This window comes from Catellatospora sp. TT07R-123 (genome assembly GCF_018327705.1).
Taxonomy (GTDB): domain Bacteria; phylum Actinomycetota; class Actinomycetes; order Mycobacteriales; family Micromonosporaceae; genus Catellatospora.
The window spans coordinates 2,953,262-2,975,937 of record NZ_BNEM01000001.1; the positions used below are offsets into that span (position 1 = coordinate 2,953,262).

The following is a 22,676-nucleotide window of genomic DNA, read 5'->3' on the forward strand; positions in this document are numbered from 1 at the left end:
GCAGGGGCTAGCCTCGGCGGACGTGTCCCGTACTGTCACGCTGGTCCTGGTCGACGCCGACGGCGCCGTACGCGGGACGCTGCCGCCGTTCGAGGTGGCGCTGCCGTACTGGCAGGAGAGCTCCGACGTGGTCGCCGCCGCCCGGGAGCGGTTCGGCCTCGACGTCACCGTGCTGCGGCTGCTGTCGCACGAGCGCTCGGCCCCGCCCGGCGGCGCGGTCACCTACCTGGCCCAGGCCGTCGCGCCCCCCGCCGACCTCGGACCGGGGCCCGAACTGGACCTCTCCCCGCACCCCCACCGCGCCCCGTACGCCGAGCCGGGCGGCCCGGCCGCGACGCTGCGCTGGGCGGCCGCCGCGCTGGCCGGGGCGGGGCGGCCCGCGTTCACACACGCGGCCCAGCAGCGCACCTGGAACCTGTCGGCGATCTGGCGGCTGGACACGCCCGCCGGGCCGGTGTGGCTCAAGCAGGTGCCGCGCTTCTTCGCCCACGAACCGGCCGTGCTGCGGCACCTGGGTGCCGGGCCGCACGCCTCGCTCGTACCCCCGCTGATCGCCGGGGAGCACGGCCGGATGCTGCTGGCACACCTGCCCGGCGACGACCTCTACGGCGCGGGCGCCGACGTGCGCGACGCGATCGCCGCCGACCTGCACGGCATCCAGCTCACCGCCGCGACCGAACTGGACACCCTGCGCGCGCTCGGGGTCCCGGACCGGCGCGGCGCGGCGCTGGCCCGCCTGTGCGCCGGGGTCGTCGCCGCGCACCCCGAGCACGCCGACGACCGGGTGCGCGCGCTGGCCCGCGGGCTGGACGCCCGGCTGGCCGAGGTGGCCGCGTGCGGGCTGCCGGACACGCTGGTCCACGGCGACCTGCACCCGGGCAACGCGCGCGGCGACGCGACGCACCGGGTGATCCTGGACTGGGGCGACTGCGTGCTGGGCCACCCGGCCTTCGACATCCTGCGGCTGACCGAGCGGCTCCCGGCGGACGAGGCCGCGCCGCTGGTCGAGGCGTGGGTGCGCCGGTGGCGCGCGGCGGTGCCGGGCAGCGACCCGGCGCGGGCGGTGGCACTGCTGCGGCCGGTCGTCGCGCTGCGCAACGCCGCCGTGTACGCCGGATTCGTGACCGCGATCGAGCCGGCCGAGCACCCGTACCACGCCGACGACGTGCCGTTCTGGCTGGCCCGCGCCGCCGAGGAGGCCGAGGGCTGAGCGGGCCGCTCAGGCGGCCGCCGGGGTGCCGAAGCGGACCAGGACGTGCCACAGCTGCTTGAGGTGCTGGAGCGTCTCGTCCTGGGTGCCGTGGTCGGCCCAGCGGCCCGGCTCGGTCGTCGCCGAGGCGGCGGCCAGCCCGACCAGCGCGGCGTCGACCGGCGCCCCGGGCCCGGCGAACTCCCGGTGCACCCGGCGCGCCAGCACCGGGATCGCCGGGCCGCGGAAGTCGGCGTCGACGCCGTCGACCGGCAGCCGGAAGCCGCCGTGCCAGTGCAGTTCCACGCCGTGCCGGTCGGCGAGCTCGGCCAGGTGCTTGCCGCTGGGGGTGTCCCGGAAGGACGGATCGGCCACGACCGCCTCGACGTCGCGGGCCAGCAGCACCGGCCCGTGCACCTGGACCTCCAGGTAGTCGTCCAGTGAGCGGGCCGCCGCGCCGTGCGGTGCGGCCGGGCGCGGCTCGTGCAGGCGCGCCACCAGGTCGGCGACGGTCAGCCCGGCCACCCCGAGCGCGGTCCCGGTGTCGGCGGCGGTGCGCAGCAGCGCGGCGAGGACCGCCTCGGCGGCGTCGGCGGTGCCCAGGTGCTCGGGCCCGAGATGGCTGTCCCCCACGCAGAACGTGGCGCGGGCCAGCGTGTGCGGGCGCAGCCGCAGGTAGCAGGAGCCGAAGCGGGGGCAGGCGCCGTCGGGGTGGGCCAGCAGGTCCAGGCCGCCGTAGCGGGGCCGGTCGGCGCCGGTGACCTCGGGGCTGTGGTACGCCCCGCCGAACAGCGACTCCTCCCACACGTCGCGGCCGCCGCCCGGGTACGCGGTGCGGGCGCCGTTGGAGATGCCGGTCTCGAACTGGCTGCGGTAGATCCCGTCCTCGGCCAGGGCACGGGCGACGCTGCGGCCGTCGGCGGCGAGGCGGTCGGGGTGGAAGTTCAGCGTGATCCGGGCGCGGCCGAGCGCGGCGGCGATCACCTCGGCCGGGCCGTGCCCGGTCCCGGTGAGCAGCCGGTCGAGTGCGGCCAGGGCGTCCCCGCGGCCGGCACGGGCGCGCACGCGTACGTGGTCCAGAGCGCGCGCCTGCGCCGCGGTGAGGATGACTTCGTCCATCGCGGGCGACCTTTCCGGCATGTCCTCTCGGCTCGCCGAGGATAGGCCCGCGCCCGGCCCAAGGTCATCCGAGTTACCGCCGACCGGATATGCCAATTCTGTGTCGGCAGGATGACGCAGAGTGGTGGCCCGGCGCGACGGATACCTGATTGCGCAGGTCGCGCCGATCCGGACGGCGCCGCGGCGGCCGTCCGTAGACCGCCACCTATACCTCGATGCGATGGCGCGCGCCGACGACAGGAAGTACCTTGTCAGAGGGCTCTTTCTGGACGCGGAGCCGACCTGTCGCCGCGCGCGGAGTCGTGACGGGAACGCCGGCGCCCTGGGCGTTCACCCACCCGATCGAGAACCGGAAGAAGCCCGCCGGTGTCGCAGCACTGAGGGAGAATCCCGGCCATGCCCAACCTTGAAGACGTCCACGCGGCCCGCCGCTCGGAACTGCTCGCGCCGGTGGCGCGGCTGTGTGCCGAGGCGGGCGTCTCCGTGTCTGTCGGCGAGTTCACCGGACAGCGCGGCGCGACGGTGCGCGCGCTGCTCTCGCAGGCCGATGAGGGCTGCTGGTCGGCGGTGGTCACCGTGGTGCGGGCGCACCGCATCCCGGCCGAGCACCAGTGGGGCGGGCACAGCTGGACCCGCAGCCCCGAGTCCGGATACGACCTGGACTCGGCGGGCGAGCTGGTCTACGAGGTGCAGGTGCACGAGGACGACGACGGCTCCGGCGGCCACAGCACCCGCCCGCTGGTGCTGTACCGGCTGCACGGGACCGCGCAGGCGGCCGCCGACGAGCTGATCCTGTGGGCCCGGCGCACCGGCCTGTTCACCACCCGGACGCCGGTGCCCGACGCCGCCCGGGAACTGCGGCGCCAGCGCCGCTGCTTCGAGCACCGCGAGGCGGCCGCGGCCGCGCCCCGGGTGACCGTCGACGGCGTCCTGCCCGCGCACGCCGCCGCGGACGTGGCCGTGCTGGACCCGGCGGCGCTGTGCTGGCACTTCCCGCGCGAGCAGTCGGGGCGCTTCCAGCGCAACGCGGTGGTCGCGCTCGCGCCGTACGGCAACGTGCGTCCGCACCTGCGCGGCAGCTGGCTGACGGTGCGCACCGCCGACGACTGCCTGATCCTGTCCGTGGCCGACCTGATCGGCGCCAACCAGCGGTACCGCTGGGACGCCACCCCGTGGCTGTGGCACGCCCGCCACGCGGGCACGCCCGCGACCGACCGCTGGCAGGTGGCCGAGGCCGGGCTGGCCGCGCCCGCATTCGAGGCGCTGCGCCGGGGCGAGGTGCCGCAGGCGCTGGCCCTGTCCGGGGTGCGGGTCGACGACCAGCTGGCGAGCCTGCTCGCGGGCCGCCCCAGCCGCGCCTTCCGGGCCGAGCTCACCGACACCTGGGTGCACGGGCTCTACCAGGGTCTGGGCGAGTCGGCGCCGTGGCGGCTGGGCCACGCCTACCGGGTGTGGCGCGACGGCCGGGCCGCGCTCGGCCTGCCCGTGAAGGAGCCGGTGATCCTGTTCGGACTCGGTGGCCTGGGCCAGCAGCGCAAGCCCAAGGTGGCGCTGGAGCTCGCCGGGGACGAGCCCCGGCTGCGGCTGGTGTTCTCCGGCAGCAACGCGGTGCTGCCGCGAGCACTGTGGACGGTGCCCGCCGATCTGGCTGCGCGATTGCACGGGTGGACCCCTGAATCCGCTGTATAAGGCACACTGAGACCCGTTTCACCAGCGGAGTCACTCAGTCTGTCACACACGTATCTCAATATGTAAGTCTTTCCTTGACTCCGACTTTCGTGTATCCAGAGAGAACTTGTGGCTACCGCCGCATGACCCTTTGGAGAGTCGGGGAGGACTCGTGAGGAAATTCCTCGCCGTCGCGAGCGTGGCCGTCACCGCGGCCGCGTTCGTGGCAACAGCAGCGTCCAGCGGCGCTGCCGCACCGAGCGGAGCTGCCGGCAAAGCCAGCTCCGTCGGTGCGACCGCCGCGTCGATCAGCGCTTCGGCGGCTGACGGCTACACCGTCAAGCGCGTCGTCAAGGACGCCAACGGCGCCGCGCACACCAGGTACAACCGCACCTACCAGGGCCTTCGGGTCTCCGGTGGCGACTTCGTCGTCCACTCGGCCCCCGGCGGCGCCTTCACCGGCGCCTCCAACGGCCTGGCCTCGCCGCTCACGCTGAGCATCACCCCGAAGATCAGCGCGGGCACGGCCATGGCCACGGCCACGACCTACTTCGCCGGCACCATCACCACCACCGGCTCCACGGAGCTGTTCGTGGACGCGACGTCCGGCAGCGGTCGCCTGGCCTGGGAGAGCGTCGTCAACGGCTGGGCCGCCGACGGCCAGACCCCGTCGAAGCTGCACGTCGTCACGGACGCGGTCACCGGCGCGCACATCGGCAAGTTCGACGAGATCGAGACGGTCGCGGGCACCGGCAACGGCATCTACACCGGCGCGGTGTCGATCGACACCACGCTGTCGGGCTCGACGTACTCGATGATCGACCCGGTGCGCGGCAGCGGCCGTACCTGTGACATGAACAACGGGACGTCGACCTGCACCACCTTCACCGACGCCGACAACGCCTGGGGCACCGGCAGCAACTCCAACCGCCAGTCGGCGGGTGTGGACGCGCACTTCGGCGCCGCCAAGACGTTCGACTACTACCTGAACGTGCACGGCCGTAACGGCATCTTCGGCAACGGCACGGGCGTGCCCAGCCGGGTGCACTACGGCAGCGCGTACGTCAACGCGTTCTGGGACGGCGCGCAGATGACCTACGGCGACGGCTCGGGCAACGCCAAGCCCCTGGTGTCGCTGGACGTCGCGGGCCACGAGATGAGCCACGGCGTCACCGAGGCCCTGGCGGGCCTGACCTACTCGGCGGAGTCCGGCGGTCTGAACGAGGCCACCTCGGACATCTTCGGCAACATGGTCGAGTTCTACGCCAACGCGCCGTCGGACCCGGGTGACTACCAGGTCGGCGAGAAGATCGACATCAACGGCAACGGCACGCCGCTGCGCTACATGTACAACCCGTCGCTGGACGGCTCGTCGCACAGCTGCTGGTCCACCAGCACCAAGAACGTCGACGTGCACTACAGCTCGGGTGTGGCCAACCACTTCTTCTTCAACCTGGCCGAGGGCACCGGCGCCACGTCGTACGGCACCAGCCCGGTCTGCGGCTCGGCCCCGGCCGTGGTCGGCATCGGCCGCGCCAAGGCGGAGAAGATCTGGTACCGCGCGCTGGACGTGAACTTCACCTCCAGCACCGCGTACGTCAACACCAGCACCCCGGCCAACAACGCCCGCCTGCACACCCTGGCGGCGGCCACCTTCCTCTACGGCTCCTGCTCGGCCGAGTACAAGGCCGTCCAGGCGGCGTGGACCGCGGTGAACGTGGCCAGCACCGACACGGCCTGCCCGGTCGGCAACGACTTCTCGCTCGCCGCCTCCCCGGCGTCGGGCTCGGTCAACCCGGGCAGCGCGGTCACCAGCACCATCACCGCGACGCTGACCAACGGCTCGGCCCAGACCGTGACGCTGTCCGCGTCCGGCCTGCCCAGCGGTGCCACCGCCGGCTTCAGCCCGGCGTCGATCACCTCGGCCGGCGGCACCTCCACGCTGACCATCTCCACCACCGCCGCCACCCCGGCGGGCACGTACGCGGTGACGGTCACAGGCACGGGCGCCAGCTCGACCCGGACCACCACGTACTCGCTCACCGTCAACGGGGCCCCGGGCTGCACCGGCACCAACGGCAACGATGTCGCCATCCCGGACAACACCACGGTGACCAGCACCATCGTCATCTCGGGCTGCAACCGCAACGCGTCGGCCACCAGCTCGGTCCCGGTGACGATCTACCACACGTACAAGGGTGACCTGGTCGTCTCCCTCGTCGCGCCGGACGGCTCTGTCTACACCCTGTCCAACCGGGCGGGCGGCAGCGCCGACAACATCATCCAGACGTTCACCGTGAACCTGTCCTCGGAGGCCGCCAACGGCACCTGGACCCTGCGCGTGCAGGACGCGGCCACGGCGGACACCGGCCGGATCGACACCTGGTCGCTGACCCTGTAACACCGCACCGAACGAAGGGCGCCACCCCGTGCGGGGTGGCGCCCTTCGCCTTTGATGCAGGCCCGTTCGTGCAGTTTCGGGGGAAACGCTGGAATCTTGGCCGCCATTCGCGCACTTTCCCCAAAACTGCACGAACCTCCGGGGTCAGAAGTAGTCGTGGAGGGTGGGGGTGGGGCCGGCGGTGGCCGACTGGAGGAAGGCGTCGGTGTCGGGGGTGCCGCCGGTGAGGTGGCCGCTGCGGCGTAGCTGGTCGGGGGTGGCGGCGCCGGCGTACCAGGCGGCCAGGCCGCGCGGGGTCAGCCGGACCGTGCCCGCGCCGCCCGGTTCCAGCCGGGCCTGCCCGCCGTCCAGCACCAGCCGGTGCGCGCCCGCGTGCCACGGGCACTCGGCGTCGGCGAGGTCCAGGTCGACCTGCCCGCCGACGTGGCGGGACCAGCCCCGGGCCGCGACCGCCCCGGGCGCGTCGACGACGCGCAGCATCCACGGCTGCGACGACTCCACCTTGCCGTCCACCCTGGCCAGCAGGCTGCGGACGGGGTCGGCGGCGCCGAGCCGGATGACCGTGGTCGGGGCGACGCTGGCCCAGCCGCCGAGCATCGCCACCAGCGTGGCGGTCGCGCCCGGGGTCAGTCCGATCAGGTCGTCGACGGTGATCTTGCCGCCCGCGTCGTACCCGGCGCCGCGGTCCCAGCTGGCGTACCCCTCGACGGCGCCGGAGGCGCCCACCGCGACGGTCACGCCGTTGTAGTCGCCCAGGAAGTCGGCCGGGGTGCCCGCGAACAGCGGCCCGGAGCGCTCCAGCATGCCGGTGCCGGTCCGGGCGACCCGCCGGTAGACCTCGTGGATCGCGGGCACGTCGGCTTCGACGGCCGGGCGCAGCGTGATCGCCGGATCGGGGCGGACCGCGGCCAGGACCCGGGTCGGGAACGCGTGGTAGTCCAGCGAGCCGACCTCCTCCCAGCCCAGCGCCCGGTACGGCAGCGGCGTGGTGTCGAACAGGGTGCTGATCACGGCGCCGCGCTGCCGGGCGTGCTCCAGCAGCCGGGTCAGCACCAGCCGCCCGAGGCCGCGCCCGCGCAGCTCCGGCGCGGTCACCACCCCGGCGACACCGCAGGTCGGCACCAGCCGCCCGGCGAACCACTGCTCCTGGGTCCGGTCGACGGCCTTGGCGACCATCCGCCCGGACTCGTCGAACGCGGCGAGCGTGAACCGCCCCGGGCTGTCGGAGACCCAGCCCTCCCGCATCGGCTGATCGTGGTATCCGAAGGCGAGACTGCCCAGGTCCCACGCCTGCTTCTGGTCCTGCGCCGTCAGCGCCCGTACCTCAAACGTCACCGGGCCATCCTGCCAGGCGCCCCCGGCCGGATCGCTCGGATATGGCGCGTCAGCGCCACGCCGCCAGCACCTGCTCCGGGCCCCACACCAGCCCGAGCCGGCTCGCGGCGTCGGGCGCGACCCCCGACAGCGACACCGCCGCCAGCCCGGACACGCCGGGTTCGAACCCGGGGATCCGCGCCGCGCCGCGCACCAGTTCCGCCAGGTCGTGGCCGTCGAACGGCGTGTTCAGCCACTTGACCGAGCCCGCGAACCAGATCCGCTGGGCGACCGGCGCCCGGTCGGCGCCGACGAGGTCCACCTCGGGATCGAACTGCCGGTTCCACCAGCCGCCCACCGCCTCGGCACCCGGCCAGGGCAGCTCGCCGCCGAGCGCCGCCAGCTCCAGCGCCTGGCGGACCAGCGGTTCCACGGCCCGGCCGCGCCACGACGCCCACCGGCGCTTGACCACCGTGTACGCGGCCTGGGGCCGCCCGCGCCGGGCCTGCTCCTGCGCCGCCCGCAGCGCGGCCAGGTAGAGGCGCAGGTTGCTGTCGGCGATCCGGTACAGGTTCGGCTTGCCGGGCTGGGTGGACAGCGGCTCGTCGACCGCCAGCACCCGCTTCTCCTCCGCGAGCCGGCGCAGCAGCGGCGACACCACGCCTGAGGGCAGCGGGCCCTGGCGGCCGCCCGCGCTGGCCGCGATGTTCGCCTGGGTGCGGTCGCCGCTGCCGACCGCCTCCAGCACCCGCTTGGCCTGGTCGGGGGCGGGGAACTCGGCCATCAGCGCCGACTCCGGGATGCTGAACAGCGGCGAGGCCGGGTCCTCGCACTCGGCCTCCACGAAGGCCTGCGGCGGGGTGCCGTGCGGCCAGGCCCGCAGGATGCCGGGCAGGCCGCCGCAGACGAGGTGGGCGTCGATGGCGTCGCCGCCGCTCAGGCCGAGCGCGCCCGCGACGTCGCCCGGGTTCAGCGGCCCGAGCACCATGTTGTCGGCCCGCCCGTAGAACGGCCGGTCGTACGCGGTGAGCCGCTCCATCATGTGCAGGTCGCTGCCGAGCAGCAGGAGCAGCACCGGCCGGTCGCGCAGCAGCCGGTCCCACGCGGCCTGGAGCGCGCCGTCGAACTGGTCGTCCTGCTCGGCCAGCCACGGCACCTCGTCGAGGACCACGACCGAGGGCGTGCCGGGCAGCGCGCCCGCCAGCAGGCGGAACGCGTCGGGCCAGTTGGCGGCCCCGGCGGCAGGGATCAGCTCGCGGTCGCGGGGCAGCCCCGATTCGCGCAGCTCGGCGCTGAACGCCGCCAGCGCCTCGATCTGGGACGACCCCTTCACCGCGGTGTGGAACAGGTACGGCACCCCGGCCCGGTCGCAGAACTCCTGGACCAGCCGGGACTTGCCCACCTGCCGCCGCCCGCGCAGCGCCACCGCCACCCCGGCCCCGTTCGACCGGATCCGGTCGAGCCGCTTGCCCAGGTAGCCGAGCTCCGCCGTACGCCCGACGAACGCCTCCGCCATCACCGCCACCTTAGGTAGATTGAATCTACGTAGATTCAATCTACCTAACTCCACCCGCCCGCGCCCCCGGGACAACACCCCTCCTCGCAAGTTGCCGGGCAGTCGGGCGTATGAGCGGTCCCGATACGCCCGATTGCCCGGCAACTTGGCCTCAAGGCAGAAGCGGGTCAGGCGGTGGCGAGGGGGTCGAGGGTGACCTGGCGGGAGCGGACCTGCCAGCCGTCGGGGCTGTCGACCGACGGGACCAGGTTGTCCTGGCAGACGCAGTGGCGGTGCAGGCGCGGGGTGCCGTCGGCGGCGACCTGGATCACGATGGCGTAGCAGCGTACGTCCAGGGAGCCGTCGGCGGCGGGCGCGACCTTGACCATGCCGTGCCAGTGGCGCCGGAGTTCGCCCTGCTCGGCGAGCTTGGCCCGGGTGTCGCGCACCGCCTGGGCCAGCACGGCCCGGCCGCGTACGGGTTCGGGCAGGCCGGGTGCGTGGAAGCTGCCGTCCTCGGTGAACGTGGCGGCCCACTGGTCCGGGTCGCCCTCGTCGAGCAGCTGCATGTGGCGGGCGTAGAACTGCTGGACGGCGACGTACAGCGGGGCGGTGTCGAGGGTCTGGTTGAAGGCGGTCAGTGCCATGTGCGGTCCTTTCAGAGCAGGGCGACAGGGAGCAGGGCGACAGTGAGCTGGGCGACAGTGAGCTGGGCGGCTCAGAGCAGGGCGACGGCGCGGGCCCAGCCGGCCCCGGCGCCTTTGATCTTGATGGGGAAGCAGGAGACCGTGAAGCCGTACGGCTCGGGCAGGGCGTCCAGGTTGGCCAGCCGCTCGATCTGGCAGTACTCGCGGTCGCGGCCGGTGAAGTGGGCCGGCCACAGCACGCCCCGGTCGCCGGTCTCCTTGAACTTGGCGAGCATCTTGCCGAACGGCGCGTCCAGGCTGAACGCGTCCGTCCCGATGACCCGGATGCCCAGGTCGAGCAGGAAGTTGGTGGCCGAGGCGTCCAGGCCCTTGAAGTCGGTGAAGTAGCGCGGGGTCCCGGCCCAGGCCGACGCTCCGGTGTGCAGCAGCACGATGTCCAGCGGCTCGGGGCGGTAGCCGATGCGCGCCAGCTCCTTGTCCAGGTAGTCGGCGTCGACGGTGTCGCCGTCGGCGGCGGTCAGGTCCAGGCGTACCCCCGGGCGGTGGAACCAGTCCAGCGGCATCTGGTCGATGTGGCGCGGCGGGCCGTAGGCCGCCGTGCTGCCGTAGTGCGACGGGGCGTCGATGTGGGTGCCGGTGTGCGTGGTCAGCCGCAGCGTGTCGATGGACAGCAGCTCGCCGCCGGGCAGCGCCGACGGGTCGAAGTCGACGCCGAAGTGCAGCTTCATCTCCTCGGCCATGTGCACCGCGCCCTGGGCCGGGGTGATGATCTCGTGGATCACCGGCTCGGGTTCCCAGGCCGCGGCGTCCACGGGTGAGGACAGGTCGATCATGTGCATGTGTGCTCCTCAGGTGGTGGTGAACAGGTCGGTGCGTACCTGGGCGCGCGGGTTGCCGAAGCAGACCAGGCGCGCCAGGCGGTGGCGCAGCGGTGTGCGCCCGATCAGGGCGGTCGCGGCCAGCCGGGCCGACGGGGCGACGCCCCGGCCCAGCACGCCGCGCGCGTGCTGCTGCTGGAGCCGGATCACCCGGCGGGCGTCGGCCAGCCGCGGCTCGGTGTAGGACCGCAGCGCCTCGGCGCGGACCACGTCGGTGCCGGGCTCGCGCAACTGCTCGACCAGCACCGGGTGGGCCAGCGCCGCGTCCTGCAGCGCCAGGTTGATGCCCTGCGCCGCCAGCGGGCCGTGCGTGTGCGCGGCGTCGCCGAGCAGCAGCAGGCCGTCGCGGGCCCAGCGCCGCGCGGTGCCGGTGAAGACGTCGAGCAGGCTGAGGTCGGCCAGGCCCCGGATGTGGGTACGGACCCCGTCGGCGTACTCCGGTGCCGCCCGGTACAGCTCCTCGCGGAACCGCTCGAACGGCCGCTCCGCGAACGCGGGGTAGCCGCCGTGCGGCAGCGCCCAGCCCAGCTGCACCGCGTCCGGGTGGGCGCCATGGCTGAGCAGCATCCGCCCGCCCCCGCCGCGTACGGTCAGCGCCGTCGGGGCGCCGCCGGGCGCGGGCAGCCGGAACCACAGCAGGTCGAAGTCGGCCGCCTCGCGGCGGTCGTAGCGGATGCCCGCGAGCTGCCGGGTCTTGGAGTAGCGCCCGTCGGCGCCGACCACGCAGCGGGAGTTGACCGTGACCAGGCCGCCGGGCCCAGTGAACACCGCGCCGCGCACCCCCTGCGGGGTCCGCAGCAGGTCGGTGACCCGGTGCCCGTCGAGGTAGCGGAACAGCGGCTGCCGCCGGCAGGCGGCCAGCAGCTCCCGCAGCAGGTGCGGCTGCGGGATGCCGAGCAGCCGGGCGTACGGGCCCGGCAGCGCCCGGTAGTCGACGTCCAGCACCGGTGCGCCGTGCCGGTGCAGCCGCAGCCGGTCGTGGGCGTGGCAGCCCCGGGCGCTGGCCGGCTCCAGCACCCCGAGCTGGTCGAGCACCGCCTGGCCGCCCGGTTGCAGCAGCTCGCCGCGAAACGACCGGTCGAACGAGACCGATTTCTCGGCCAGCACCACGTCGACCCCGGAACGGGCGAGCAGCAGCGCCATGGCCAGCCCGGCCGGTCCGGCCCCGACCACGCAGACGTCGGTCGACAGGGTCGCCATGGCGCCGCCTCCTCTCCTCGGAACTCGGGTCAGACCGCGACGGGCTCGGCGGTGAGCTCGCCGACCAGCGACGTGTCGTGCGTGCCCGCGATGAACCGCGGATGGTCCAGCACGGTCAGCAGGAAGTCGCGGTTGGTCGCCAGCCCCGGCCCCTCGGCCTGGAACTCGGCCAGGGCCCGGCGCATCCGGGCCAGGGCCTGCGGCCGGTCGGGTGCCCAGACGCACAGCTTGGCCAGCAGCGGGTCGTAGGCGGGCGAGATCCGGCCCCCGGCGTACGCGTCGGTGTCGACGCGGACGAACGGGCCGCCGGGCAGCCGCAGCTTCTCGATGCGCCCCGGCGCGGGCACGAAGCCCCGGGCCGGGTCCTCGGCGTTGATCCGGCACTCGATCGCCGCCCCGCGCGGGACCAGCGTGTCCTGGGTGAGCTCCAGCCGCTCGCCCGCGGCGACCAGCAGCTGCTGGCGGACGATGTCCACACCGTGGGTGAGCTCGGTGACCGGGTGCTCCACCTGGATCCGGCAGTTGATCTCCATGAAGTGGTAGCCGCCGTCGGGGTCGACCAGGAACTCGAACGTGCCCGCCCCGACGTAGCCCGCGGCCAGTGCGCCGCGCAGCGCCGCCTCGCCCATGGCCTGCCTGGTCGCCTCCGGCAGCAGCGGCGCCGGGGTCTCCTCGATGATCTTCTGGCGGCGCCGCTGGGCCGAGCAGTCGCGCTGCCCCAGGTGCACGGCGTTGCCGTACTGGTCGCACAGCACCTGGACCTCGACGTGGCGGGCCGCGGGCAGGAACCGCTCCAGGTAGAGCCGGTCGTCGCCGAACAGGCTCTGCGCCGTGCACCGGGCCTCGCGCAACTGCGCGATGAACTTCTCCGGATCGGTGATCGCGACCATGCCGCGCCCGCCGCCCCCGGCGACGGCCTTGACCATCACCGGGTAGCCGATCTCGGCGGCCAGCCGGGCCGCACCGTCCGGGCAGGTCACCGGCCCGCTGCTGCCGGGCAGCACCGGCAGCCCGGCCGCGGCCATGGTCGAGCGGGCGACGGCCTTGTCGCCCAGGCGGTCGATGACAGGTCCGGGCGGCCCCACGAAGGTGATGCCGTACGCCTCGCACGCCTCGGCGAAGTCGCCGACCTCGGACAGGAAGCCGTAGCCCGGGTGCACCGCGTCGGCGCCGGTGCGCCGGGCCGCCTCCAGGATCGCGGCGATGTCGAGATAGCTGCTGCGGGCCGGTCCCGGCCCGATGCAGACCGCGTCGTCGGCGGCCTGCACCACGGCCGAGTCCCGGTCCTCGGTGGAGTAGACGGCCACGACCCGCAGCCCCAGCTCCCGGCAGGTGCGCGCGATCCGCAGGGCGATCTCGCCCCGGTTGGCGATGAGCACGGTGGTGAACACGGCGCTCCCCCGCTACCGCTGGTGTCCGGCGGCGAGGCTGAACAGCCGGTCGCCGTACTCGACGGAGGTGCCGTCGGCGGCGTGGATCGCCACGATCCGGCCGTCGGACTCCGCCTCGACCGGGATCATCAGCTTCATCACCTCGATGATCGCGACCTGCTGGCCCCGCAGGACCACGTCGCCCTCCATCACGAACGGCGCCGTCCCGGGCTCCGGTGACCGGTAGAACGTGCCGACCGTGGTGGCGCACAGGTCGCGCTGGCCGGCCGGCGGCGCTGCCGGCGCCTCCACCGCTTCGTACGGTGCGGCCTGCGCCGGGGCGGGCGGCGCCGCGGACAGCGCCGCGGGATGCACGGCGGGCGCGGGCACCACGAACGGTGCGGGCGCCGCCGCGGGTGCGGCGGTGGCCCACTCCATCTCGACCACCACCTCCCCCGCCCGGATGCGCAGCGCGCTGGGCTGCACGTCCACCTGCGCCAGCAGCTGCTGGGCGCTGCGGCGGACGTCGTCGAGGTCGTCGGCGACCGTACGGGTCACCTCGGGCAGTCCGGCGATCTGGTCGCCGGGGCAGGTCATCGCGGGCATGGACGGATCGAGAAGACCGGTCACCGTACCCCTCCTTCGGTGCTGACCAGCAGCTCTTCGGCGTGCTGGTGCCGGCGGCCGAACCGGCGGAACCGGGCGCGGCGCGCGGCGACCAGTGCGGTCCCGTGGCATCCGGCCAGCTCGCTCAGTTCGGCATGGACCGCGTCGCGCAGCAGGAGCGCCGCGGCGGCGTGGTCGGCCTCGGCGCCGCCGGGCGGCTCCAAGATGACGCCCTCGACGATCCCGAGCTCCAGCAGCGACCGCGCGTCGATGCGCAGCGCCTGGGCGGCCGCGGGCGCGGCGGCCGGGTCGCGCCACAGGATCGCGGCGCACCCCTCGGGACTGATCACGGTGTAGACGGCGTTTTCGAGCATCAGGACCCGGTCGGCCACCGCGATGCCCAGCGCACCGCCGCTGCACCCCTCGCCGGTGATCACGGTGACCACCGGCACCGGCAGCGAACCCATCAGGCGCAGGTTCTCCGCGATCGCGGTGGCCTGCCCGCGCTCCTCGGCGTCGACCCCCGGGTACGCCCCGGGCGTGTCCACCAGCGTCACCACCGGCAGCCCCCACTTGGCGGCCAGCCGCAGCAGCCGGGCGGCCTTGCGGTAGCCCGCCGGGTGGGCCATGCCGTAGTTGCGGGCGGCCAGGTCCCGGGTGGTGTGCCCCTTCTCGTGCCCGATGACCAGCACCGGGCTGCCGTTGAGCCGCCCGACGCCGCCGATGATGGCGGGGCAGTCGCCGCCGACCCGGTCGCCGTGCAGCTCCTCGAAGTCGTCGAGCATCAGCGACAGGTAGTCCGACGTGGTCGGCCGCCGGATGTCGCGCGCCCGGCGCACCACCTCCCACGCCCGGCGCTCGGGCAGCAGTTCCGGTTCGCGCACGACGACGGGCGCGACCGGGTCGGGCGGGGAGTCGGCCGGGCGCCGGGCGGCGATGGAGAGCAGCCGCCCGAGCCGGTGCCGCAGCGCCGGCCGCGGGCAGATCAGATCCAGGAAGCCGTGTTCGAGCAGCTTCTCGGCAGTCTGGAAGCCCGGCGGCAGTTGCTGGCCGATGGTCTGCGCGATGACCCGCGGCCCGGCGAAGCCGAGCCGGGCGCCGGGCTCGGCGACCAGGACGTCGCCGAGCATCGCGTACGACGCCGCGACGCCCCCGTAGGTCGGGTCCGTGACCAGGCACAGCGTCGGCAGTCCCGCCTCGTCGAGCTGGTGCAGCGCCTGCGCCGTCTTGGCCATCTGCATCAGGCCGATGACGCCCTCCTGCATGCGTACCCCGCCGGAGGCGGTGACCAGCAGCAGCGGCAGGCGCTCGGCCAGCGCCGTCTCGGCGGCCAGGGTGATGTGCTCGCCGACCGCGGCGGACAGGCTGCCGCCGAGGAACCGGAAGTCCATCACCGCGGCCACCACCGGCACCCCGGTGATCCGCATCCGGCAGCAGACGACCGCCTCGGGCAGCCCGGTGGCGTGCCGGGCGTCGGCGATACGCTGCGGATACGGCTTGTGGTCGACGAAACCCAGCGGATCCTCGGCGACGGTGACGGGGTCCAGCGGGTCCACCGAGCCGGGATCGGCCAGCATGGCCAGCCGGTCCGGGGCGCTCAGCGGCTGGCAGTGCCCGCACCGCGGGCACACGCCGTGGCTGCGCGACAGGCGCTTGGCGTAACTCACGCCCTGGCACCGGCCGCACGACACCCACGGGACCGGCGGGTCCGCGGGCTGCGCCCCGGTCACGACCGGACCGACCGGGCCGTGCCGACCAGATCGATCAGCTGCGCGGGCGTACGGATGGCGAGCACCGCGTCGTCGGGCAGCTTGATACTCAGGTCGCGCTGTAGCCGGGCGGTGGTCTCCAGCAGGGCCAGCGAGTCGTAGCCCAGGTCGGCGAAGCTGGTCTGGCTGATGTCGCCGTCGAGGTCGACGCTGGACGCCCCGGCGACGTCGCGCAGGACGCGCCGGACGTCCTCGATGGTGAACTCGGACATGGTGGACATGGCAGAACCTCCTTCGGCGAGATCAGGCGTTGACGGGCTCCACGACGGCGTCGTACAGGTCGTGTTCCGGGACGGCCACGGCGGCCAGCTCGCGCACGTGCCCCCGGAACCCGTCGGTGGCCACGGCTTTGGCGTGGTCGGCGGCGTCGGCCCACTGGACCGTCTCGACGAACACGTTGGGTTCGCGCCGCGAGCGGTAGCACTGGCGGCCCAGGAACCCCGGCTGCGCCGACATGTAGTTGTTCAGGTTGCGCATGACGTGCTCGAACTGTGCGACGTCGCCGCGGACGGTGAGCCGGTTGATGAAGGTGACCATGGTGTTTCTCCTCTTCAGACGGTGTTCTGGTGGGTGGGGGCGGCGAGCAGCCGCCCATGCAGCTGGGTGCGGATGTCGCGGCGGCGCACCTTGCCGGTGGCCGAGCGCGGGATCTCCCGGACCAGTTCGATGCCGTGCAGGTGCTGGTAGTCGGGCAGCTGCCCGTTGACGAAGGCCATGACCTCGTCGCCGGTGACGTCCTCGTCGTCGGTGACGACCAGCGCGTACGCGACCGCGCCGCGCTCGGCGTGGGGCAGGTCGACGACCATGCAGTCCACGACGGCCGGATGCCGGGCGACGGTGCGCTCGACCTCGACCGGCGACACCAGCCAGTTGTCGCACTTGAAGACGTCCTTGAGCCGGTCGACCAGGAACAGCGTCCCCTCGGTGTCGACGTAGCCCACGTCGCCGGTGTCGAACCAGCCGCCGGCGTCGACGGGCCGGTGCACCGAGCCGTCGGCGGCCAGGTAGCCGGCCATCACCTGCGGCCCCGACACCTGCACCTCGCCCGGCTGGCCGGGCGGCAGCGGCTGCCGGGTGTCCAGGTCGACCACCCGGCATTCCGTGCCCGGGACCGGTCGGCCCACCGAGCCCGGCTGCGGCGCGTCGATGCGGTCGCAGTGGGTCAGCGGCGAGGTCTCGGCCAGGCCGTACCCCTGGATCACGGGCACGCCCAGCGCGGTCGACAGCCGCGCCGCCGCGGACGGCGACAGTGCCGATCCGCCCGACAGCACGGCCCGCGTCGTCGGCAGCTGCCAGCCCGGCAGGCGCGGGTCGCCGGCCATCCGGGCCAGCCGCACCGGCAGGCTGTAGAAGTGGGTGGCCCCGGTGGTGCGGGCCAGCGCCACCGCCTCGGCCGGGTCCCCGGCCGGGCACAGCACCTGGGTCGACCCGGCGCACACGGCCGAGTTCAGGTGCATCGGGTGGTACGTGGGCAGGTGGTTCAGGCCGACCGTGGTCGCCCCGAGCCCGTGCGCGAGCGCTACCTGCGCCGCGTTGTAGACGGCGTTGCGGTGGCTGAGCAGCACCGCCTTGGGCCGCCCGGTGGTGCCGCTGGTGAACTGCGCGACCGCCACCGCGTCCGGATCAGACCGGTGCTCGGGCGCGGGTGCCGGCCGGTGCCGCCGGGCCATGCCCGCCAGCGTGAACAGGCCGCCCTCGCCGGGCCGGTCCAGGTAGACCACGTGGCGCAGGTTGGGCAGGTCGAGCCGGATGGCGCGCAGCCGGTCGGCCATGTCCGCGACCGCGACCAGGACCCGTACGTCGGCCGACTCCAGCACCCAGTGCAGCTCGTCGGCGCCCTGGAGCGGGTTGACCACCGCGCAGACGTGTCCGGCCCGGACGGTGCCGTAGTAGGCGACCGCGAACGCCGGGTCCAGCGCGGCGGCCACCCCGACCATGGACGCCCCGCCGAGCGCGGTGGCGCCGTGCGGCCGCTGCGGCAGCAGCTCCAGCAGCGCCGCGGCGAAGTTGTCCGCGGCCGCGTCGAGCGCGGCGAACGACACCGTGCGCAGGCCCGACTTGATCGCCGCCCGGCCCGGCGCGGTCCGGGCGGCGTGGCGCAGCATCCCGTCCAGGGTTCCCCCGCCGCGCTCCAGCACCGCCGCGAGCCGCCGCGCCGGATCGTCGTCCGGATCGGTCAGCACCGCCCCGGGCAGGACCCCGCGCAACAGGGCCGGGTCGGGCGGCGCACCGGCCACCGTGGACTCAGGCATGCGCCGGCTCCTCGGCGAACGCCTGGGCGTGGCGCAGCGTCTGGAGCGAGTTGGTGCTGAGCACGCGGCGCAGGTAGCGGCGCGCGTCGGCGACGGTGGTGTCCGCGCCGAGCAGGTTCAGCGCGTCCGGCCTGATGGTGGCGGTGTGCCGGGCGGTGACGGTGACGCCTTCGGGCGTGGTCTGGAAGTGCCAGTGCCCGGTGTGCGCGTCGAGCAGCTTGGGCAGCCCGATCTGCTTGTAGATGATCTTGTGCGGCAGGCAGATCCGCACCGAGCGGGTGGTGTGCGCGCGGCCCTCCGGGGTCACCGTGTCCATGTCGAAGAACTGCACGCCGGGCTGGTCCTCGGTCATGGTCAGCGCGGTCACGTGCGGCACCCGCTCGGGCCACTTGTCGGCGTCGTACAGGAAGCCGTACACCGCGTCGGTGCTGCCCGCGATGAACAGCGGGTCCTCGAAGTGGACCACCAGCTCCTTGAGCTGGTCCCAGTTCTCGGCGATCTGGCCGACCCGGGCGATCAGCTCGTCGGCGGCGGCCAGGTGCGCGGCCACGGCCTCGCGGCCGGCGTTGCTGTTCTGGCTGTCGGCGCGCAGGGTCAGCTCCGCCTCGCAGGTGCCGTCGGCCGCCGGGCGGAAGCGCCACTGGATGCTCGACGCGGTCAGCGGGGCGGCGCAGTCGACCTGGTCGTAGGTCACGGTCAGGCCGCTGCGGTCCAGGGTGCGGCGGCTGGACCAGTGGCGCACCCCGTCGCCCTCCAGCGCCCACCAGCGCACGATGTCGCCGTCCTCCTCGGCGTAGACGCCGTCGGGGAAGAACTGCGGCCAGTGCCGCAGGTCGGTGACGATCTCGAAGGCCACCGCGGCGGGTGCCTTCAGCGTCGCGGTGCGGGTCTCGGTGCGGTTGGTGCTCTTGGACATGGGTGCTCCTTCGGATCTGGTGGGCCGCACGGTGGCGCGGCGGACCGGTCTGTGAGAAACCGTCGCAGTCCGCGGCTTGAGGCCCGGTCGAGTCCGACTTGAATGCCCAGGTCAGGCCACATGGGTCGCAGAAAAACCCAAACGGCCAATTATGTGGAAATCCGACCAAGAGCTCATGAAACGCCAATAGTGGGGGAGGTGGGTCTTCCCACCGCACCGACCGGCTCGCCAGTGTCCTCCGGGGGTTACACATGCTGTTTCGGGTACTCGGACCGCTGACCGTACGGTCGGCCGTCGCCACCGGCGAGCTCACCGCACCCAAGCCCCGCAAGGCGCTGGCCCTGCTGCTGATGCACGCCGACCGGGTCGTGCCCACCGACGTGCTCGCCACCGAGCTGTGGGACGACGAACCGCCCGCCAGCGCGCAGACCACGCTCCAGACCTACATCCTGCAGATCCGGCGGATGCTGGCCCGCGCGTTCGCGCTGGACTCGGCCGCCGTGGCCCGGGACCTGCTGGTCACCGCGTCCGACGGCTACCGGCTGTGCGTGCGCGACCGGCCCGGCGCCTGCGGCGACGAGCTGGACCTGCACGCGTACGAGCGCCTGGCCGCCGACGGCCGGCTCGCCACCGCGTGCGGCGACCACGCCCGCGCCGCGCACCTGTTCGGCCAGGCCCTCGACGTGTGGCGCGGTGCCGCACTGGTCGACGTCCGGGTGGGCGCGGTGCTGCGGGTCGAGGTGCGGCGGCTGGAGGAGCACCGGCTCTCGATCTGGAAACAGCGCATCGACGCCGACCTGGCCCTGGACCGCCACCACGAGATCCTGGGCGAGCTGAGCAGCCTCGCCGCCCGGCATCCGCTGCACGAGGACCTCCAGGCCCAGTACATGATCGCGCTGTACCGGGCCGGGCGGCGCACCGACGCCCTGGCCGCGTTCCATCAGCTGCGCGGGGTGCTGCTCGACGACCTCGGCCTGGAGCCGTCGCGCCGGATGCAGTCCATCCAGCACGCCATCCTCACCGCCGACCCCGCCCTGGACACCTCGCCCGCGTACGCCGAGGCCGGGGTCCTGGCCGGCGCGGGCGCGCGCTGAAGCCGTTCTCCAGCGGTCGCCAGCCGGGGCTGGACGCCACTCGATCAAAGCCGACACAGGAGGCCCGTATGCACCGACGAGTCGTGATCACCGGGATGGGCGTGGTCGCCCCCGGCGGGATCGGCACCAAGGCGTTCTGGGAGCTGCTGACCAGCGGCCGGACCGCCACCCGCACCATCTCCTTCTTCGACCCGTCGCCGTTCCGCTCGCAGGTCGCGGCCGAGTGCGACTTCGACCCGGCCGCGCACGGCCTGACCGCGGCGCAGGTGCTGCGGATGGACCGCGCGGCCCAGTTCGCCGTGGTCGCCGCGGCCGAGGCGGTCGCCGACGCCGGGATCGAACCGGCCGAGCTCGACCCGACCCGGCTGGGCACCGTCGTGGGCAGCGCCGTCGGCGCCACCACCAGCCTGGAGCGCGAGTACGTCATCGCCTCCGACCACGGCAGGCACTGGCTGGTCGACAACACGCACACCTCGCCCCACCTGTACGACTACTACGTCCCCGGCTCGTTCGCCGCCGAGGTGGCCTGGTCGGTCGGGGCCGAGGGCCCGGCCGCGGTGGTCTCCACCGGCTGCACCTCCGGGCTGGACGCGGTCGCGCACGCGGTCGAGCTGATCCGCGAGGGCAGCGCCGACATCGTGGTCGGCGGCGCCACCGACGCGCCCATCTCCCCCATCACCGTGGCCTGCTTCGACGCCATCAAGGCGACGACCCCGCGCAACGACGACCCGGCGCACGCCTCGCGCCCGTTCGACAACAGCCGCAACGGGTTCGTGCTCGGCGAGGGCGCGGCCATGTTCGTGCTGGAGGAGTTCGAGCACGCCCGCCGCCGCGGCGCCGAGGTCTACGCCGAGATCGTCGGGTTCGCCTCGCGCTGCAACGCGTTCCACATGACCGGCCTGCGCCCCGACGGCCGCGAGATGGCCGAGGCCATCACGCACGCGCTCGGCCTGGCCAGACTCGACCCCACCCGCATCGGGTACGTCAACGCGCACGGCTCGGGCACCAAGCAGAACGACCGCCACGAGACCGCCGCGGTGAAGCTGGCCCTGCGCGACCACGCGTACGCCACCCCGATGAGCTCGATCAAGTCGATGATCGGGCACTCGCTCGGTGCGATCGGCGCGATCGAGGTCGCCGCCTGCGCGCTGGCCATCTCCTCCAACGTCGTCCCGCCCACCGCCAACCTGCACGAACCCGACCCCGAATGCGACCTGGACTACGTGCCGAACGAGGCCCGCGACCGCCACCTGGACGCGGTGCTGTCGGTGGGCAGCGGCTTCGGCGGCTTCCAGAGCGCGATGGTCCTGGCCCGCCCGGAGGCGACCCGATGAGCACCCAGACCTCCGTCCACCCCCAGCACCGCGAAACCGGCTCGGCCCGCGCGGTCGTCACCGGCATCGGCGTGATGGCCCCGACCGGCCTCAACACGCACGACTTCTGGCAGGCGGCCCTCGCCGGGCGCAACGGCATCGGCCGGATCGAGCGCTTCGACCCGAGCCGCTACGCCGCGCGCCTGGCCGGCGAGATCCGCGACTTCGACCCCGCCTCCCACCTGCCCGAACGGCTGCTGCCGCAGACCGACCACGTCACCCGCCTGTCGCTGGCCGCCGCCGAGCAGGCGCTCGCCGACGCGGGCGTCGACCCGGCCGCGCTGCCCGAGTTCGGCATGAGCGTGGTCACCGCCAGCTCCGCCGGAGGGTTCGCGTTCGGCCAGAACGAGCTGGAGAAGCTGTGGGCCAAGGGCAGCGACCACGTCTCGGCGTACCAGTCGTTCGCCTGGTTCTACGCCGTCAACACCGGCCAGATCTCCATCCGGCACGGCGGGCGCGGGCCCAGCGGCGTGCTGGTCACCGACTCGGCGGGCGGTCTCGACGCGGTCGGGCAGGCCCGGCGCCACCTGCGCGGCGGCACCGCGCTCGCGGTCACCGGCGGCGTCGACGGCTCGCTGTGCCCGTGGGGCTGGATCGGCCAGCTCGCCGAGGGGCACCTCAGCGACCGCGACGACCCGGCGCGGGCGTACCTGCCGTTCGACCGCGACGCCGCGGGCTGGGTGCCCGGCGAGGGCGGCGCCATCCTCATCGTCGAGGACGCCCGCGCGGCGGCCGCCAGAGGGGCACACCAGATCTACGGCGAGGTCAGCGGGTACGCCGCGACGTTCGACCCGCCGCCGGGCAGCGGCCGCCGCCCGGGGCTGGCCCGGACGATCCGGCTCGCGCTGGCCGACGCGGGCCGCGCCCCCGCCGACGTGGACGTGGTCTTCGCCGACGCCGCCGGGGTGCCCGAGCGGGACCGGGCCGAGGTCGCGGCGCTGGCCGAGGTGTTCGGCCCGCACGGGGTGCCGGTGACCGCGCCGAAGGCGGCCACCGGGCGGCTGGCGGCGGGCGCGGGCAGCCTCGACGTCGCCACCGCGCTGCTGAGCCTGCGCGACGGCGTCATCCCGCCCACCCCGAACATCACCTCACCGGCCTATCCCGACCTGGACCTGGTCGTCGGCACTCCCCGCGAGACCGACCCACACTGCGCCCTGGTCCTGGCCCGGGGCACCCACGGCTTCAACGCCGCCCTCGTCCTCACCCGCTGACCCACCCACGCCCCACCCCACCCGTCCCACCCGTCGGGGGAACACCCCAAGATCAGCCAAGTTGCCGGGCAATCGTGCGTATCTTGACCTCTGATACGCCCGATTGCCCGGCAACTTCGCGTGCGCCGAGGAGCGCGACGACACGGCGGTGGGGAGAGGTGGTCGGGGGTCGGG

At 74.0% G+C, this 22,676-nt stretch carries 19 protein-coding genes; 6 read left to right on the forward strand and 13 right to left on the reverse strand.

The window, feature by feature from the left end:
- Positions 1-22 precede the first annotated feature (22 nt).
- Positions 23-1,210 (forward strand): aminoglycoside phosphotransferase family protein, encoded by a 1,188-nt coding sequence (locus tag Cs7R123_RS12560; protein WP_212826264.1) that lies wholly within the window; start codon positions 23-25, stop codon positions 1,208-1,210.
- 9 nt (positions 1,211-1,219) lie between these two features.
- On the opposite strand, the gene Cs7R123_RS12565 is transcribed toward Cs7R123_RS12560, so the two are convergent.
- Positions 1,220-2,308, reverse strand: coding sequence for a DUF3626 domain-containing protein (locus tag Cs7R123_RS12565; protein WP_212826266.1), 1,089 nt, complete (start codon positions 2,306-2,308; stop codon positions 1,220-1,222).
- 396 nt (positions 2,309-2,704) lie between these two features.
- Here Cs7R123_RS12565 and Cs7R123_RS12570 point away from each other — a divergent pair, with 396 nt between their 5' ends.
- Together Cs7R123_RS12570 and Cs7R123_RS12575 are read left to right on the forward strand one after the other, a co-directional pair.
- A complete protein-coding gene (locus Cs7R123_RS12570) occupies positions 2,705-3,997 on the forward strand; it encodes a hypothetical protein (RefSeq protein WP_212826268.1) in 1,293 nt (430 codons plus the stop codon).
- Positions 3,998-4,148: 151 nt separating this feature from the next.
- Positions 4,149-6,377: a M4 family metallopeptidase gene (locus tag Cs7R123_RS12575; RefSeq protein WP_212826270.1), complete on the forward strand. Its 2,229-nt coding sequence runs from the start codon at positions 4,149-4,151 to the stop codon at positions 6,375-6,377.
- 144 nt (positions 6,378-6,521) lie between these two features.
- Here the strand turns inward: Cs7R123_RS12575 and eis are convergent, their stop codons facing one another.
- The 12 genes from eis to Cs7R123_RS12635 all read right to left on the reverse strand — a co-directional run bounded on the left by eis (position 6,522) and on the right by Cs7R123_RS12635 (position 18,824).
- On the reverse strand, positions 6,522-7,712 hold the full coding sequence (gene eis, locus Cs7R123_RS12580) for an enhanced intracellular survival protein Eis (RefSeq protein WP_212826272.1): 1,191 nt from the start codon (positions 7,710-7,712) through the stop codon (positions 6,522-6,524).
- Positions 7,713-7,761: 49 nt separating this feature from the next.
- Positions 7,762-9,207 carry an ATP-binding protein gene (locus Cs7R123_RS12585; RefSeq protein ID WP_212826274.1) on the reverse strand — a complete coding sequence of 482 codons (1,446 nt, stop codon included), beginning with the start codon at positions 9,205-9,207 and terminating at the stop codon, positions 7,762-7,764.
- Between the two features lie 167 nt (positions 9,208-9,374).
- Positions 9,375-9,833 carry a nuclear transport factor 2 family protein gene (locus tag Cs7R123_RS12590; RefSeq protein WP_212826276.1) on the reverse strand — a complete coding sequence of 153 codons (459 nt, stop codon included), beginning with the start codon at positions 9,831-9,833 and terminating at the stop codon, positions 9,375-9,377.
- 71 nt (positions 9,834-9,904) lie between these two features.
- Positions 9,905-10,672: a cyclase family protein gene (locus Cs7R123_RS12595; protein ID WP_212826278.1), complete on the reverse strand. Its 768-nt coding sequence runs from the start codon at positions 10,670-10,672 to the stop codon at positions 9,905-9,907.
- Positions 10,673-10,681: 9 nt separating this feature from the next.
- Positions 10,682-11,911 carry an FAD-dependent monooxygenase gene (locus Cs7R123_RS12600; RefSeq protein ID WP_212826280.1) on the reverse strand — a complete coding sequence of 410 codons (1,230 nt, stop codon included), beginning with the start codon at positions 11,909-11,911 and terminating at the stop codon, positions 10,682-10,684.
- A 29-nt stretch (positions 11,912-11,940) separates the two neighbouring features.
- Positions 11,941-13,302, reverse strand: a complete 1,362-nt coding sequence (locus tag Cs7R123_RS12605) for an acetyl/propionyl/methylcrotonyl-CoA carboxylase subunit alpha (protein ID WP_212826282.1) — start codon at positions 13,300-13,302, stop codon at positions 11,941-11,943.
- A 12-nt stretch (positions 13,303-13,314) separates the two neighbouring features.
- Complete coding sequence (locus Cs7R123_RS12610) at positions 13,315-13,911, reverse strand: biotin/lipoyl-containing protein (protein ID WP_212826284.1); 597 nt, start codon at positions 13,909-13,911, stop codon at positions 13,315-13,317.
- On the reverse strand, positions 13,908-15,617 hold the full coding sequence (locus Cs7R123_RS12615; protein ID WP_374706939.1) for an acetyl-CoA carboxylase carboxyltransferase subunit alpha: 1,710 nt from the start codon (positions 15,615-15,617) through the stop codon (positions 13,908-13,910). Before Cs7R123_RS12615 ends, Cs7R123_RS12610 begins: the two co-directional genes overlap by 4 nt.
- Positions 15,614-15,877 (reverse strand): acyl carrier protein, encoded by a 264-nt coding sequence (locus Cs7R123_RS12620; RefSeq protein WP_244871784.1) that lies wholly within the window; start codon positions 15,875-15,877, stop codon positions 15,614-15,616. The genes Cs7R123_RS12615 and Cs7R123_RS12620 overlap by 4 nt, the downstream gene beginning before the upstream one ends.
- Before the next feature lie 22 nt (positions 15,878-15,899).
- Positions 15,900-16,193 (reverse strand): antibiotic biosynthesis monooxygenase, encoded by a 294-nt coding sequence (locus tag Cs7R123_RS12625; RefSeq protein ID WP_212826286.1) that lies wholly within the window; start codon positions 16,191-16,193, stop codon positions 15,900-15,902.
- A gap of 14 nt (positions 16,194-16,207) precedes the next feature.
- Positions 16,208-17,908, reverse strand: a complete 1,701-nt coding sequence (locus Cs7R123_RS12630) for a class I adenylate-forming enzyme family protein (RefSeq protein WP_212826288.1) — start codon at positions 17,906-17,908, stop codon at positions 16,208-16,210.
- A complete protein-coding gene (locus Cs7R123_RS12635) occupies positions 17,901-18,824 on the reverse strand; it encodes an SRPBCC family protein (protein ID WP_212826290.1) in 924 nt (307 codons plus the stop codon). The genes Cs7R123_RS12630 and Cs7R123_RS12635 overlap by 8 nt, the downstream gene beginning before the upstream one ends.
- Positions 18,825-19,075: 251 nt before the next feature.
- Between Cs7R123_RS12635 and Cs7R123_RS12640 the strand changes: the two genes are divergently transcribed.
- From Cs7R123_RS12640 to Cs7R123_RS12650, 3 genes are all read left to right on the forward strand, one after another.
- A complete protein-coding gene (locus tag Cs7R123_RS12640) occupies positions 19,076-19,918 on the forward strand; it encodes an AfsR/SARP family transcriptional regulator (protein ID WP_212826291.1) in 843 nt (280 codons plus the stop codon).
- 68 nt (positions 19,919-19,986) lie between these two features.
- The gene (locus Cs7R123_RS12645) at positions 19,987-21,252 is read left to right on the forward strand and encodes a beta-ketoacyl synthase (protein WP_212826293.1); all 1,266 of its coding nucleotides are present in this window, start codon (positions 19,987-19,989) and stop codon (positions 21,250-21,252) included.
- Entirely contained in the window at positions 21,249-22,502 is a 1,254-nt protein-coding gene (locus Cs7R123_RS12650) for a ketosynthase chain-length factor (protein ID WP_212826295.1), read from the forward strand. Before Cs7R123_RS12645 ends, Cs7R123_RS12650 begins: the two co-directional genes overlap by 4 nt.
- Positions 22,503-22,676: the final 174 nt, after the last annotated feature.